At 69.9% G+C, this 15135-nt stretch carries 12 protein-coding genes; 5 read left to right on the top strand and 7 right to left on the bottom strand.

The window, feature by feature from the left end; all coding sequences use genetic code 11:
- Positions 1-5: 5 nt before the first annotated feature.
- Genes J4E04_RS11090 through J4E04_RS11080 form a run of 3 tightly spaced genes read left to right on the top strand, consistent with a single transcriptional unit; the run spans position 6 to position 6963 of the window.
- Positions 6-1496: a TIGR02677 family protein gene (locus J4E04_RS11090; protein WP_307108869.1), complete on the top strand. Its 1491-nt coding sequence runs from the start codon at positions 6-8 to the stop codon at positions 1494-1496.
- A complete protein-coding gene (locus J4E04_RS11085; RefSeq protein ID WP_490148614.1) occupies positions 1493-2824 on the top strand; it encodes a DUF2398 family protein in 1332 nt (443 codons plus the stop codon). Before J4E04_RS11090 ends, J4E04_RS11085 begins: the two co-directional genes overlap by 4 nt.
- Positions 2821-6963, top strand: a complete 4143-nt coding sequence (locus tag J4E04_RS11080; RefSeq protein WP_490148613.1) for a TIGR02680 family protein — start codon at positions 2821-2823, stop codon at positions 6961-6963. Before J4E04_RS11085 ends, J4E04_RS11080 begins: the two co-directional genes overlap by 4 nt.
- A 78-nt stretch (positions 6964-7041) precedes the next feature.
- On the opposite strand, the gene J4E04_RS11075 is transcribed toward J4E04_RS11080, so the two are convergent.
- The 6 genes from J4E04_RS11075 to J4E04_RS11050 all read right to left on the bottom strand — a co-directional run bounded on the left by J4E04_RS11075 (position 7042) and on the right by J4E04_RS11050 (position 12453).
- A complete protein-coding gene (locus tag J4E04_RS11075) occupies positions 7042-7875 on the bottom strand; it encodes an endonuclease domain-containing protein (RefSeq protein WP_490148612.1) in 834 nt (277 codons plus the stop codon).
- Between the two features lie 172 nt (positions 7876-8047).
- The gene (gene mshC / locus J4E04_RS11070) at positions 8048-9286 is read right to left on the bottom strand and encodes a cysteine--1-D-myo-inosityl 2-amino-2-deoxy-alpha-D-glucopyranoside ligase (protein ID WP_027505337.1); all 1239 of its coding nucleotides are present in this window, start codon (positions 9284-9286) and stop codon (positions 8048-8050) included.
- A 47-nt stretch (positions 9287-9333) separates the two neighbouring features.
- Positions 9334-10173, bottom strand: coding sequence for an SCO1664 family protein (locus tag J4E04_RS11065; protein WP_373425285.1), 840 nt, complete (start codon positions 10171-10173; stop codon positions 9334-9336).
- Positions 10170-10766 (bottom strand): DUF3090 domain-containing protein, encoded by a 597-nt coding sequence (locus J4E04_RS11060; protein WP_027505335.1) that lies wholly within the window; start codon positions 10764-10766, stop codon positions 10170-10172. Before J4E04_RS11060 ends, J4E04_RS11065 begins: the two co-directional genes overlap by 4 nt.
- Positions 10767-10831: 65 nt before the next feature.
- Entirely contained in the window at positions 10832-11560 is a 729-nt protein-coding gene (locus tag J4E04_RS11055; RefSeq protein WP_328809797.1) for a histidine phosphatase family protein, read from the bottom strand.
- Positions 11561-11607: 47 nt separating this feature from the next.
- Positions 11608-12453 (bottom strand): undecaprenyl-diphosphate phosphatase, encoded by an 846-nt coding sequence (locus J4E04_RS11050; protein ID WP_027505333.1) that lies wholly within the window; start codon positions 12451-12453, stop codon positions 11608-11610.
- Between the two features lie 161 nt (positions 12454-12614).
- Between J4E04_RS11050 and J4E04_RS11045 the strand changes: the two genes are divergently transcribed.
- A complete protein-coding gene (locus tag J4E04_RS11045; protein ID WP_222631102.1) occupies positions 12615-13544 on the top strand; it encodes an aldo/keto reductase in 930 nt (309 codons plus the stop codon).
- A 3-nt stretch (positions 13545-13547) separates the two neighbouring features.
- Here J4E04_RS11045 and J4E04_RS11040 read toward each other — a convergent pair whose 3' ends face one another.
- On the bottom strand, positions 13548-13904 hold the full coding sequence (locus tag J4E04_RS11040) for a hypothetical protein (protein ID WP_027505331.1): 357 nt from the start codon (positions 13902-13904) through the stop codon (positions 13548-13550).
- Positions 13905-14044: 140 nt separating this feature from the next.
- Between J4E04_RS11040 and J4E04_RS11035 the strand changes: the two genes are divergently transcribed.
- Positions 14045-15088: an NHL repeat-containing protein gene (locus J4E04_RS11035; protein ID WP_490148611.1), complete on the top strand. Its 1044-nt coding sequence runs from the start codon at positions 14045-14047 to the stop codon at positions 15086-15088.
- The last annotated feature ends 47 nt before the right edge of the window (positions 15089-15135 follow it).

Raw genomic sequence — 15135 nt, 5'->3', positions numbered from 1 at the left:
TTGCAGTGACCGAATCCGCCGACTCCTTCGTGGTGGACGACAGGCTCCGGCTCTTCTCGTTCGCGACAGCCGAGAAACGGGCCGACTACCTGCGGGTTCTGCGCGCTTTCGAACATGCCCGTACCGGCTACGTCGTTCTGCTGCACGCCGGCGAGGTGGCCGAGATCCTGGCCCGCACCGACGGCGGCGACACTCTGACCGGCCTCGAGATCGGCCCGCTGCTCGAACAGTTGCACACGTGGGGCGTCCTCGAACGCAGCTACGACGGCACCCGCGCGGCCACGCTCGCCGAGTACCGCAATCGCCACTACGTCTACCAGTTCGGTCAGGTCGGCTACCAGGCATACCGCGCCGTCGAGGACGTCCTGGCCGCCCGCCCCGAGGACGCCTCGCTCTCGCGTCTGGTGCTGCCCGAGCTGCTCGCCGACCTGGAGGATCTCGCGGCGGCGAACCTCGCCGGGGACGCCGACCTGGTGTACCGCAAACTCGATCGGCTCGACACCGCTCTCAACGACATGGCCACCCGCGCCGCGCACTTCTACCTGTCGCTGGGCGACCTCGTCCGCACCACGGACGTCACACCCGAGTCGTTCCTGGCACACAAGGACGCATTGCTCTCCCACATGCGGGAGTTCTCCCTCGACCTCGCCCGCTTCGGCCCCAAGCTCACCGCCGCCATCGAGCGGGTGGATGCCACCGGACTCGACTCGCTGCTCGACCGGGTGGCAGCCAGTGACGAACGCGTCTTCCTCAGCCGCGAGGAGCGCCGCGCCGACTGGGCGGGCCGGTGGACCGGTCTCGTGCACTGGTTCACCTCCACCGACGGCGAGCTCACCGAGTCGGATCGTCTGCGGGAGGGCACCATGAGCGCCATCGCCGCCGTGCTGTCGCTGCTGCGCCGCGTCACCGAGACCCGCAGGGGCGGAGTCAGTCGCGAGTCCCAGCTGCGACATCTCGCCGGGTGGTTCGCGTCCGCTCCCTCCGAGGAGTCCGCCCACGCCCTGTTCGGTGCCGTGTTCGGCCTCGGCCGGCCTCGTCACCTGTCGATGGTCCACCCCGACGACGACATCATTCCCACCACGCGATCGTGGTGGGACGCTCCGCCTGTCGAGATCTCGCGCACGCTCGCCGAGACCGGTCGGCCCCCCGCCGCCGGTGCTCCTGCCAGGGTCCACCGCAACGACGCCGGTGTCCGGCGTCTGCGCGAGGAACAGCTGAGCGTGCAGCGTCGCCGCGCTCAGGCCGCGCGATCACTCGCCGAACACGGGGTGTACGAACGGGATCTGACCAACGAGGAGACCGACGTGCTGCTCGGGCTGCTCAACGCCGCCCTCACCGCACGCGTCCCGGTCAGCGGCCGCGTGGGCAGCTCGACCGGCTCCGAGGGTGGCGTCACCCTGACACTGGCACCGCACGAGCAGTCCACCGTGGTGCGCACCGAACGCGGTCTACTGCACCTCGAACGGCTGTCACTCACCATCGGCGCGCGGCGATGAGAGCACGCACCATTCCGAGCCTGGCACTCGACTCGTACCAGCGCGCCGCCCGAGTCGTGTTGTCCCACCACCTGATCACCCGCACCTACCCGGACCGCATCGCCCTGCCCCTGGTTCGCCGATGGGCCACGGAACTGCGCGAGGACATGCTCGATCTCTTCGGATACCGACTCGAGGTCACGGAGACCACGGCCCGGCTCTACCCCGTATTCGACCGGTTGGACGCGAGTCGACCGGCCCGCACGACCTCCGACCGCGTCTTCGACCGTCGCCGCTACGCATTCCTGGCGCTCACCCTGGCGGCACTCGGTCGCGCGGGTGACCAGATCACGTTGTCCGAGTTGGCGGTTCAGGTCGCCTCCGATGCCGGACGCGTGGTCGGGGTCGACCTCGACACCGAACGCGCGACCGACCGGGACGCCTTCGTCGATGCCGTCGGCTGGTTGTCCGTTCGCGGTGCGATCACCCTGGCCGACGGTGATGCCGGCGGGTGGGCGCACAACCCCGACGCGGGAGAGGCCTTGTACGACATCGACCGCTCCGTCGTCGTGGCCCTGTTTCGTCCACCGCGCGCGCTCCAGCATCTGCGCAGCACGGCACACCTGCTGCACAGCACCACGGACGACCCGGCCGATCGCGCTCGCCGTGCCCGCCGTGCGCTCGTCGAGCAGCCCGTGGTCCACGGCCCCGACTCGGTGCCGGACGACCGGTCCGTCGAGGATGTCCGGCTGCTGACCGGACTGTCCGTCGAACGCCGGGCGGAGGGCATCGCGCTCATCGACACGTCGGGACGCCTGTCGGACATCAGGTTTCCGTCCACCGGCACGGTCGCGCAGGTCGCCCTTCTCCTCGCCGGTGAGATCGCGGAGCGGGTACTCGATCCCGATGCCGACGATCGGACCACGCTCGAGGCGGACATCGACCCCACCGACGAGCTGCTCGCGGCACTCGACAGCGCGATCCCGGACGGCGGCGTCGTGGACGACCTGGTCGACGACTCGGTCGCCCCGGACACGGTGGAGGCGTCGGACGAGCCGATCCGGCACCCGTTCGTCGCAGACTCCTGGCTCGACGAGACCGTCGGCGCCCTCGTCGACGCCTACGGCCGCACCTTCGCCGCTCAGTGGCAGGCGGACCGTGCCGGGGTTCGCGCGGCCGCTGTCGCACTCCTGACGAACCTCACTCTGGTGGCACCGGTACGCGGGGGCATCGTCGCGTTGCCGGCCCTGGCGCGCTATCGGGGAGTGGTCGTCACCGTCCGAGAACAGGCGTCCGCCGGCCTCTTTCCCACCGATCACACGAGCACCCTCGAGGAGCACACCCCGTGACGCGCAGCACCCGATTCCGGCCCACGCGCGCCGGCATCATCAACCTCTGGGACTACCGCGATCAGGAGTTCTCGTTCGCCGACGGTCGGCTGGTGTTGCGTGGCCCCAACGGATCCGGCAAGACCAAGGCACTCGAGGTGCTGTTCCCGTTCGTGTTCGACGGCCGGATCGAGCCGCGTCGCCTCAACCCGTTCGCGGGTGAGGAACGCACCATGAAGTCCAATCTGCTCTACCGCGGCCAGGATTCCGCGCACTCGTACGTGTGGATGGAGTTCGCACGTGGCGATCGGGACGAGCCCGAAGCGGTGACCGTCGGCATCGGCATGCGTGCGACACGGTCGGCGGACAAGGTGACGCGCTGGTACTTCGTCGCCGACGGCCGCGTGGGCGTCGACTTCTCGCTGCTGGGCACCGACGACAGGCCGCTGACGAAGAAGCAACTGGCCGAGCAGATCGGAACCGACGCCATCGTCGATCGGCCGGTGGACTACCGCGCCGCCATCGACGCGCGACTGTTCGGTCTCGGCGCCGAGCGGTACGACCAGCTCATCACCCTGATTCTCACGCTGCGACGCCCGCAGTTGGCGAAGAATCTCGACCCGAAGGGCTTGTCCCGTGCGCTGTCCGACGGACTGCGCCCCCTCGACGAGCACCTCGTCCTCGAGGCGGCGCGCTCCTTCAGCGACATGGAGGAGGTGGGCCGCGCGCTCGAGGGACTGGTGCAGGCCGACCACGCGTCGAAGAGGTTCGTCGAGGTCTACTCGAAGTACCTCGCCGTCCAGGCGCGCACCGACGTCGATCAGGTCGGTCGACGTCTCGAGGCCGTCGACCACGCCACCGTCGCCCTCTTCGCCGCCAAGGGCTTGCGTGAACGACGACGGGTCGAGCGCGTCGAGGCGGAGAAGCGGTACGAGGCAGCCGAGCGCGCACTCGATCTCGCCGTCGCCGACCAGCAGACCTTGCAACGGTCCACCGCTTACGAGGGCAAGCAGCAGCTCGACGATCTCGCGGATGCGGTCCGCAAGCTCGAGGTGTCCACCGCGCAGCAGCGCGACAAGGCTCGCAAGGCGACGGAGGCCGTCGACGTCCGGCGACGAGAGGCAGACGAGGCCGCAGTGGCGCTGCGGGAGTCGACCGCGTCGATCGTCCGCGCCGAGGACGAGCTCCTCGCGGCCGCCGAGGACGCCGGCATCGCCTGGACGCCACTCCCCCGCGACGCCCGTACCGACCAGATCACGGCAGCGGTACGCGGTCATGCCGAGGAGCGGGACGGGGACGTCCGGGCCGTACGTGCCGCGCTGTCCGTCGTCGACCGTGCCACCACCGAGCGTGCCCGTACCGAACGGGCCGCCGACCGCGCCCACACACTGCACGACGCCGCGGTGGCCTCCGTCCGCGAGGCCGAGGCCGCCGTCGAGTCGTCCCGTGCCGCGACGGCGGAATCGCTGCGCGCGTGGTGGGCCACGCACGCCTCGGTGCTGGACGACGGCGAGATCCTCGAGTCGTTGCACACCGCGCTCGCACGCGTCGGCGAGGACGACGCACCCACGCTCGGTGAGGTACTCGGCGACGGAGTTCGCGAGCTGCTCGACACGGTGCGGGACCGACGGAGTGCTGCACTGCAGGACCGGGACGACGCGGCGCGCACCATCACCGAGGCGACGGCCGAGCGCGCGTCGGTCGCCGCCGAGCACGACGACGCTCCCCCGGCGCTGCGCACCCGTACCGGCGACCGTGCGGGTCTCGACGGCGCACCGTTCTGGACACTCGTCCGCTTCGCCGACGACGTCACCGCCGACGATGCCGCGGCCCTCGAGGCCGCGCTCGACGCGGCCACCCTGCTGGACGCGTGGGTCGCCGACACGGCTCCGACGGGGCTCGTCTCGGATCAGTACCTGACCGCCACCGCACCGGTGACCGGGCGATCGCTGGCCGACGTCCTCGTCGTCGAGGACGACATCCCCGTGCAGCACAGCACCGTGCGGGCGATCCTCGACTCGATCGCGCTGGACGACGTGGGCAGTTCTGCGGGTGTCGGACGGGACGGGAGCTTCGCGCACGGTCTCGTGCGCGGCGCGCACCACAAGGACGCCGCCGAGTACATCGGCGCGACGGCACGAGCTGCACGGCGCACGTCCCGCATCGCGGAGATCGACGAGGCCCTCGAGGTGGCCACCGCGCGGCGCGACGAGGCCGATCGAGTCGCCGGGCAGTGTCGAGAACGTCTCGACTCGATCCGCGCCGCCGTCTCGACGGTTCCTCGTACGTCGGAGGTCACCGCGGCGCTCCGGGCGGTCACGTCGGCCGCCGGCGCTCTCCGATCGACGACCGAGTCGGTCGCGTCCGCCGACCGAGAACTGGACCACGCGATCGCCGAACTGTCTGCCGCCGAACGACGTCTGCGGACGGACGCCGTCGCGCGGCGGGCTCCGTTCACGCCGCGAGACCTCGACGCGCTCGCGGCGGCGATCCGCCACTTCGAGAACACCGGTTCTGCCATCCTGCGCCACCGCGGCGACGCGGACCGGTCCGCCGAGCGCGACCGGGAAGCTGCCGGGCGCCTCGACGAGGCCATGATTCTGGCCGAGGAGTACGCGGAGGAAGCGGCCATCGCCGAATCCGACTACGAGCAACAGCACGCCAAGTTGGAGATTCTGCGGGACTCGCTCGGTGCGAGCGCCGAGAAGATCGACGCCGAGCTCGACGCGATCAGGATGCGCATCGAGGCGTGCAAGACCGAGCAGCGCGCCGCCACGAAGGCGGACCGTGAATCGGGCGAGGCCATCGGCAAGGCGGAGGGCGCGCACGAGACGGCCGTCGCCGGACTGACGACCGCGTTGACCGAAGCGCTCAGCGACGCCGCGCGACTGGCTCCCTACGCGCACCGCGATCTGCTGGCGGTGCTCGGTGCGGCGCGCGACTGCTCCTGGCCCGCGAGCGACGCGGCCTGGTCGACGGTCGAGCAACTGCTCTACCGAACCGACACGGCTGTCGGGCCCGACGAGGCCCCGGACGTGCTGCCCCCGGAAGTGCACCGACTGCACACCGAGCTCACCGAGGCGACGGCGCAGGTCAAGGTCAGCGATGCGAGCCGCCGCTCCACACGCAGCGCGCTGACGGCGGCGTTGCAGGAGTTCGACGCTCAGCTGGCCGCGTCGGGTCAGGATTTCCGGCTCAGTTGGGACGCGGCCGACGGGGTCACCGTGGTGCGGGTGCAGGACGAGCAGGGCCACTCCACCATCGCGGACTTCGCGGATCGCATCGACGCGGCACGACGCGACCAGGAGACGCTGCTCACCGATGCCGAGCGCCGCATCCTCGAGGACGCTCTGCTCACCGGCCTGGCGCAGCAGATCCACGAGCGCACGGTCGACGCCCGCGAACTGATCGCCCGTATGGGATCGGAGATGAAGCAGCGCCGCATGTCGTCGGGCAACACCATCGGCGTGCACTGGGTGCTCGCGGACAACCTCGACGACAGCACCCGTGCCGTGTCGAAGCTGCTCGAGCGGGACGCCTCCGCGCTCGGACCCGAGGAACTGGCCGAGATGCGTGTGCACTTCGCGGCACAGATCCGGACGGCGCGGGCGCAGCATCCCGAGCGCTCGTACCCCGAGATCCTCAGTGCCGCACTGGACTACCGGCAGTGGCGCGTCTTCGCGTTCACGCTCATCTCCGGTGACGGCTCCGAGGACAGGCTCACCGTCGCACGCCACAGTGCGCTCTCGGGCGGCGAGCAGTCGGTGTCGCTGCACCTCCCGCTCTTCGCGGCGGCGCACGTGATGCTGTCGTCCGCGGACCCGCACTCACCGCGGTTGCTCGCACTGGACGAGGCGTTCGCGGGTGTCGACGACAACGGTCGCAGCGAACTCCTCGGTCTCAGTGTGCAGTTCGACCTGGACCTCTTCATGACGGGCTACGACCTCTGGATCACCTACCGCGACGTGCCCGGGTGCGCCCACTACGACCTCGCGCATTCGACGGTCGAGAACACCGTCAGCGCAGCGCTTCTCGTGTGGGAGAACGGGGAGTTGCTCGCGGAGCACGACGGGTCCGACCTGGCGGCGGCACTGGGCTCGCCGTTGAGCCGCCGCGTCGACCTCCCCGCGGAGGGTGGGCTGGACTTCGCCGAGGTGTGATGGTGGGTGTGGTGTTCCACTACCGGGTGTTCGCGGCGGGAATCCGCTCTCTCGGGCTGACACTGGCACAACACTCCCTCAGCGACGAGCGTGCCGTCGCCTTCTGACCTCGTGGGCGATCTGTCGAGCGATGCTGTCCGGATCACGCAGCACATCGAATGCCGCGTAGCGGAGCACACGGAATTCTGCCAGGACCAAAATGTTCTGGCGCACGCGATCTCGTCGGAAGACATCCCCGTCGATGTGGAACTCCCGGCCGTCCACCTCGATGATCACCCGCGACGCCTCGTCGTAGAAGTCGACGATGAACGCCCCGACCCGCGCGTTGACCTTCAGGCGCAGCCCGATGGCGATGAGGGCACGGTCCAGAACCCGTTCGGGCTCGGATGCGAACCTCGTCGAGGCAGATCTGAGTTGCTCGGTCAGGCGAGCGTTCCCCGAGCGCCCCGGTGCCGACGCGACGAGTCGCCGCACGGAATCCCGTGTCATGCCCGCGGCCAGCCGATGATCGACGAGTCGACCCGCCGCACGAGGTTCCATGATCGCGACGCAGTCGAGCAGTGCCTGCGCCTCCGTGACGACGGAGAGGTCGTCGACCCGAGTGACGGCATCACTGGCCAGGTCACGTCGATGAAGGACGAGCCACGACGGAGTACGGCCCTTTCTCGCCCGGGGAACCGTGGCCTCGATGATGGCCGGTTCGGCGAGCCACCCGTACAAGCGGGCCGCCGTCCGATGACTGAGGACGGCGTCCGATCTCCACAGCAGGACGGCGGCGCACCGTCCGGTCCAGCTCGGTTCGGTGCGAGAGTAGATCTGCGGTAACACGCGGTGATAGTTGCGAGAGAGGGAACTGCTGGAGACTCCTGCCGCCAACAGTTGCCGACGTGTCGCCAGGCCATACGTGGTCATGTCCGAGATCGTCGACGAGTGTGTGCGATCGTCAGCGCAGCCGACCAGGGTCGACAGAGAAGCTGTGGATCGAGCGACCCTGTGGACGACGTGGGAGTGGTGTTCCACTGGATCGGTCACAGCGCGGACAACCGCGTTCACGAACCACGAGTGGAACACCACTCCCGACGAGCTAGAGCTTCACACCCAGCAGCGCGTCCACCGCCAGCGACACCAGCCCCGGCGCCGCGGGGTCGGAGCCGCCGAGCGTCACGGCGTCGTGTGCCCACGCATCGATCGCGTCGAGTGCCTTGGCGGAGTCGAGATCGTCGGCCAGGTGCTGGCGCACGCGGGCGACGGTGTCCTCGGCGGACTGTGCCGACTCGAGCGCCACGGCCTTGCGCCACAACGCGAGTCGGTCCTGCGCAGCGGCGAGGATCTCGTCGGTCCAGGTGCGGTCCTGCCGGTAGTGGCCGGCGAGGAGACCGAGGCGGATGGCACCGGGATCGACACCCGCAGCGGTGAGCTTCGAGACCAGGACGAGATTGCCCAGCGACTTGGACATCTTCTCGCCGTCGAGGCCGATCATGCCGGTGTGCACGTAGTGTCGCGCGAAACGGTCTGCGCCCGTGAGCGATTCGGCGTGGGCCGCGGAGAATTCGTGGTGCGGGAAGATGAGGTCACTGCCGCCACCCTGCACGTCGAAGCCGGATCCGATGCGGTTCAACGCGATCGCCGCGCACTCGATGTGCCAGCCGGGGCGCCCCGGACCGAACGGCGAGGGCCACGACGGCTCGCCCGGACGCTCGGCCTTCCAGACGAGGGCGTCGAGAGGGTCGCGCTTGCCGGGGCGGTCGGGATCTCCGCCGCGCTCGGCGAAGAAGGTGTCCATCGTCGCCCGGTCGTACCCGGACTCGTAGCCGAACTGCTCGGTGGCGTCCGCGCGGAAGTACACGTCGGGGTACTCGGCGTCGTCCACCACGTAGGCGGCGCCCGAGGCGACGAGCTTCTCGACGAGCTCCACGACCTCGGTCACAGACTCGACCGCGCCGATGTAGTCGCGCGGCGGGATGACGCGGAGCGCGGTCATGTCCGACCGGAAGAGGTCGGTCTCGCGCTGTCCGAGCGACACCCAGTCGTCGCCGTCGCGTGCCGCGCGCTCGAAGAGCGGGTCGTCGACGTCGGTGACGTTCTGGACGTAGTGCACGTCGTGGCCGGCGTCGCGCCAGACCCGGTTGACGAGGTCGAACGTCAGGTAGGTGGCCGCATGGCCCAGGTGCGTCGCGTCGTACGGGGTGATGCCGCAGACGTACATGGTGGCGGTCGAACCGGGCGCGACGGGACGCACGGCGCGATCGGCCGTGTCGTACAAACGGAGCGGCGGGCCCTCGCCCGGCACGCTGGGAACGTCCACTTCGGGCCACGACTGCATGGGTGAAGACTATCCGGTCGGGCCGGAGCCGCCGCCGCGTGCCCGGTCTAGAACGCGGGCCAGGGAATGGGCCTGCTGGAGTCGGGCGCCGGCATGACCGGTTCCGCGAGCAACCGCGACACGCGACCGGCCAGCGCCTCGATCTCCTCGTCGGTGATGTGCGGCGCGAGGGTGTCCCCGAAGGCACCGCGCAGGTCGCGGGAGAAGTCGACGAGGTCGGCCACCAGAGCGGCGTCGACGGGTCGACCGGCCCACCCCCACAGCACGGTCCGCAGCTTGTTCTGCCGGTGCAGGGCGATGCCGTGGTCCACGCCGTACACGGAGCCGTCGAGTGCCTCGAGCACGTGTCCGCCCTTGCGGTCGGCGTTGTTGATGACGACGTCGAGAACAGCCATCCGGTGCAGCCGCGGATCGTCCGCGTGCACCAGTGCCACCTCGTCGCCGGCATCGTCGTAGGCCCGGAGCACGGGGATGTAGGACGAGGGCACGAGGTCGGGGCGGCAGAGGTCCACCATGTCGTAGCCCTCGCCCTTCTCAGGGAGGCGCTCGACGGTGTCGATCCACCGCTGCACCATGCCGACACCGAGCGGACCGTCCCGAAGCACGGTCGTGGGCACGACGCCCCAGCCCAGTGCGTCGGAGATCAGGTAGGACGAGATCTCGCGGCCCGCCAGCGTGCCGTCGGGGAAGTCCCACAGCGGCTGTTCCCCGCGCACCGGCTTGTAGACACAGCGCAGTGCCGGCGCGGGATCCTCACGCTCGATCTCGCACACGAGCGTCGCGTTGGACGCCTGCACCACGCGACCGACGATGGTCATCTCGCCGTGCGCGAGCAGGTCCGTGTCGTCGTCGGTCCAGGGCGCGGTGGCGTCGCCGGCGGAGGTCAGGACTCGTCCCCGAACTCGGTGGTGTCGCTTCCCAGCACGGTGCCGCGCCGGTACCCGTTGGTCCGCACGCACATGTGACCACCGGGCGCGAGGGGCTCACCGCAGAGCGGGCACGGGGGCCGACCGGCAGCGATGACGCGCTCGCTGCGCGCGGCGAACTCACGGGCCTGCTCCGGACTCAGGAACACCCGCACGGCGTCCGGACCCTCGTCCGTGTCGTCGAGCACCACCGACTCGTCGATCTCGGTCTCGGTGATGGCGAGCAGCTCCACCACGACGGCGCCGGCGTCGGCGTCCCAGCCCAGACCCATGGTCCCGACCCGGAACTCGGCGTCCACGGGCATCACCAGTGGGTCGACGTCGCTCGGATCGGCTTCCTCGGGTGGCACATCGGTACCGAAGCGCCTCGCCACTTCGTCGAGCAGGAGCCCGACACGGTCGGCCAGGACCTGAACCTGCTGCTTCTCGAGTGCCACCGACACCACTCGGGCGTCGTGCACTGCCTGGAGGTAGAAGGATCGATCGCCGGGCTCACCCACCGTTCCGGCGACGAACCGGTCGGGGGTGCGAAAGACGTGAATCGCGCGTGGCATATCTGCACCTCCAAAGATCGCGCCGCCGAACTGCCGCGGCTGTGACTCCCATTATCCGCGTGTTGTCACTGTCCGGTGGAACCACCGGGGACGGCGTCCGATTCCGACGCGGTCGGAGCCTGGTCGGACGGGGCCTCGGCAGTGGTGTCCGTCTCGGCGGGCGGCGTCGGAACGAACTGCGTCAGATCCCCACCGAGATCGCCGAGACGATGGACGAACGGCCGCGTCTCGGTGTACCGGACGACACTGATCGACGCCGGGTCCACCACGATGCGCTGGAACTGGTCCAGGTGCGACCCCAGAGCATCGGCCAGGACGGACTTGATGACGTCGCCGTGCGAACAGGCCACCCACAGCACGTCGGCGCCGTGCTCGGCGGCGAGCCGCGCGTCGATCTCACGGATCGCGCGCACCGCCCTGATCTGCACGTCGGCGAGGCCCTCACCCCCGGGGAAGACGGCAGCGGACGGGTGCTGCTGCACCACCTTCCACAGCGGCTCCCCCACGAGATCCTTGATCGGCTTGCCGGTCCACTCGCCGTAGTCGACCTCGAGCAGCCGATCCTCCACGACGGGTTCGAGCTCGCGCGCCGCAGCGAGGGGCGCGACCGTCTGTTCGCACCGGAGCAACGGTGATCGCACGATCGCCGCGAGCGGAAGCACCTCGAGACGGGCGACGACACGCTCCGCCTGCTCCCGACCGAGATCGTCGAGTTCCACGCCGTCCGACCTGCCCGCGAGCGTGCCGGCCGTGTTGGACGTCGAGCGTCCGTGGCGCAGAAGTATGACCGTCATGACCTCAGCCTAGTGAGACGCGAGGGGCGCCCGGCGTCGCGGTGGCGTCAGTTCGCTGCGACGACACCCGTGGCGAGGAGGCCGAGAACCGCGACGCCGACGACGATGCGGTACCCGACGAACCAGTACAGCGAGTGGTTCTCGACGAAGCGCAGCAACCAGGCGATGGAGGCGTACCCCAGTACGAAGGCCACGAGCGTCGCCACGACGAGCTGGGATCCCGACGCCTGCAGACCTTCGCCCGCCGGTTCGAAGGCATCCGGCAAGGAGAAGAGTCCGGACGCGGTGACGGCCGGGATCGCGAGCAGGAACGAGAAGCGGACCGCGGCGGCACGCGTCAGGCCCATGAACAAACCGGCACTCGTGGTGGCGCCGGATCGGGACACGCCCGGGATGAGCGCGAGACACTGCGCGGCGCCCATGACGAGGCCGTCGCGGGTGGTGAGCTTCTCGATCGGTCGCGTCTGTCGGCCGACCTTCTCCGCGACGGCGATGACCACGGCGAACACGATGAGCAGCGTCGCGATGATCCACAGGTTGCGCGCACCCGTCCGGATCGCGTCCTTGAAGACGAAGCCGAGCACCCCGATCGGGATGGTGGCGAAGATGACGTACCACCCCATGCGGTAGTCCAGAGTGTCGCGCTGGGACTTGTCGGCGATACCGCGGAACCACGCCGCGACGATGCGCCCGATGTCGCGGGCGAAGTAGAGCAGGACCGCGGCCTCGGTACCGAGCTGCGTCACCGCGGTGAACGACGCGCCGGCGTCGTCACCGAAGAAGACCTCGGAGACGATGCGCAGGTGTGCAGAGGAGGAGATGGGGAGGAACTCGGTCAACCCCTGCACGGCGCCGAGCACGAGGGCCTGCACCCAGGACATCGATTCCGCGATCATCGCTGCTCTCCTGCCGTCCGATTCCGCGGCGCGCAGACGCCACCGACGAGGTTTCCTGTCGAAGTCACGAGGCACGACCGTACTAGGGTCGTGCCTCGACCACCGTGTCGGCAGGACGAGACACGGACGGAACACGGCGAAACGGATGCACTGCCTTCATGAAGCACAGAACGGTCGGGAGCAGCGGGCTGCGGGTGTCACGCCTGGGGCTCGGAACGGGTGAATGGGGACGCGGAGTCGACGGTGACGACGCCGCGGCGCAGGTGACGGCGTTCGTCGACGCGGGCGGGACCCTCGTCGACGCGTCCGCCTCGTATGGAGACGGACGCGCGGTGCGGGTGTTGGCCGAAATCGTCGACGACGTGGTACCGCGCGGTGAGCTGGTTCTCAGCATCGATTCCGGCGTCTCGCGTCCGGACACCTCGGGGCACTGGACCGTCGACTGCTCGCGGCGCGCGCTCCTCGCAGACCTGGACAGGACACTGCGCGAGCTCGGCACCGATCACCTCGATCTGTGGAGCGTCGGCGCGTGGGATCCGCAGACCCCTCTCGGTGAGGTGGCGGCGACTCTGGAGCACGCGGTCTCGTCCGGGCGGGTCCGCTACGCGGGTGTTCGCGGCTTCACGGCGTGGCAGCTGGCCACCGTGTCGGCGTCCGTCGACATCACCGCGGCGCAGGCGGAGTACTCCCTGCTCGCGCGCGGCGCCGAGGACGAGCTGTTCCCCGCGGCCGACCACCACGGCGTGGGCGTTCTCGCGGTGTCGGCTCTGGCGGGCGGCGTGCTCACGGGCAAGTACCGGGACGGTGTACCCGCGGATTCACGCGGCGCGGACGATCACCGACGCCACGCGCTCGCACCCTTCCTCGGTGAGGACGGCGGGAAGGTGGTCGAGGCTGTCATCACGGCGGCCGACGGTCTGGGCACGTCGCCACTCGCGGTGGCTCTGGCGTGGGCCCGAGATCGCCCCGGTGTCGCGTCGGTCGTGGTCGGGACGCGGGACATCGGTCAGCTGACGGGTGTGTTGGCCGCCGAGGAGGTCGCGCTTCCGTCGGCCATCACCTCCGCGCTGGACGACGTCAGTTCCTGACCGTCACTTCGGGTCGATCGCGTTGCCCAGCCGCCCGAGCAGCGATCGCAGGAGTGTGGTGTCGGGCGGCTGCGGCGAGTCGAGCGGACGGACGTCGGCGACCGCGTCCCGGACCGCGGCGACGATCGAGCGCTCGTCCGAGAGGTCGACGTCCGTGACATCGCGCTCCGCGACCGCGTCGACGTCGAGATCGTCGGGAACGGCCTGCGCCAGGTCGGAGCGGTAGACCTCCACGCGCAACGACTTACCGCGTACCCGGAAGGCGAAGCTCCGCCCGTCCGGAGTGGACCCGAACCCGTGGGCGTGCGCCCCCACCGACACGTCCTCCACCGAGAACTCCGCATTGCTCGGCCCCGTCATGCGCCCTCCCTCGCTCTCTCTCGTCGACAGGCACTCGTCGAAACGTACAGACGCGTCATGGTGGCCACATCCCTCCCCTGTGCTCGCGCCGGGACGGCGAGATGATCGGATGAGAGAAGACCTGAAGGAGAATCACCCCCATGGCACCCCGACCGACCAGTGCCCACCCGGCACGACGCAGCAGTACCCGTTTCGTCCTTCTCGGCCTCGCCCTGGTGACGACGGTCACAGCAGGATGCGCGAACTCCGACGATCCGGAGCAGCTGAACACGCGTGAGCCGGAGGTCGCGGCGGTGTCCCCCGACACGACCGTCACGCCGGCGGGCGTCACGGCCGACCCGCGCTTCGGCGGTCCGGCCACCGTCGACGGCCTCGCGATCGAGCCTCGCGACCGGATCGCCGGGATTCTCACCGACGACGGTACGACGCTGCTGCTGACCCCGCTCGACTCGGAGGAGAATCCGCGCTCGGTGCGACTCTCCGCACCCGGCACGTCCGTCTCCGCCGGCAGGGACGGCGAACTGCTGGTCACGACGTCGTCGGGCATCAGCCGGGTGGACGCGCAGTCCGGTGAGGCGACCGACGTCGCGATCGACGGCGGCGCCGCCTCGGTGACGCCGTGGGACGACGGGTACGCCGTCGGGACGCCGGCCGGAACCGTCGTGATCACGGGAGCCGACGGCGCGGTCGAGAGCACCATCCCCGGTCAGGCGTCGGTCGACGGTCTCGTACGCACCGGAGACGATCTGGTGTCTCTGGACACCCGGCAGACGTCGGTGACGTCCGTGAACGTCGGTGCCGAACGTCTCGGCGCCGCGCTGCGCGCAGGCGACGGGGCCACCCGCATGACCGGATGCGCCGACGGTGCCGTCGTGGTCGCCGACACCACCGACGACGAACTGCTCGTCTTCACGGGCGACCCCGATCTGATCATGCGTCAGCGCTACCCCGTCGCCGGTTCCCCGTTCGCCGTCGCGTGCGAGGACGACGGCACCGTGTGGGTGACCGTGACCGCACTGAACGAGGTGGTGGGATTCGACATCACCTCCGGAATTCCTGTCGAGTCGGCACGGTTCCCCACAGTGCGCCAGCCCGACTCGCTCGCCGTGGACTCGCAGTCCGGCGAACTTTTCGTAGGCTCGAACAGTGGCGCCGGGGTCCAGGTGATCCCGACCCGGGCGTGAGTGCCCGCGAGGACGAGAGCGAGATCCGTGAACCGGAACAACCGTGC

The organism is Rhodococcus sp. NFXS4, assembly GCF_058139645.1.
Note: the sequence above shows the minus strand (reverse complement) of the source record. Positions and strands in the feature narration are given on the sequence as shown.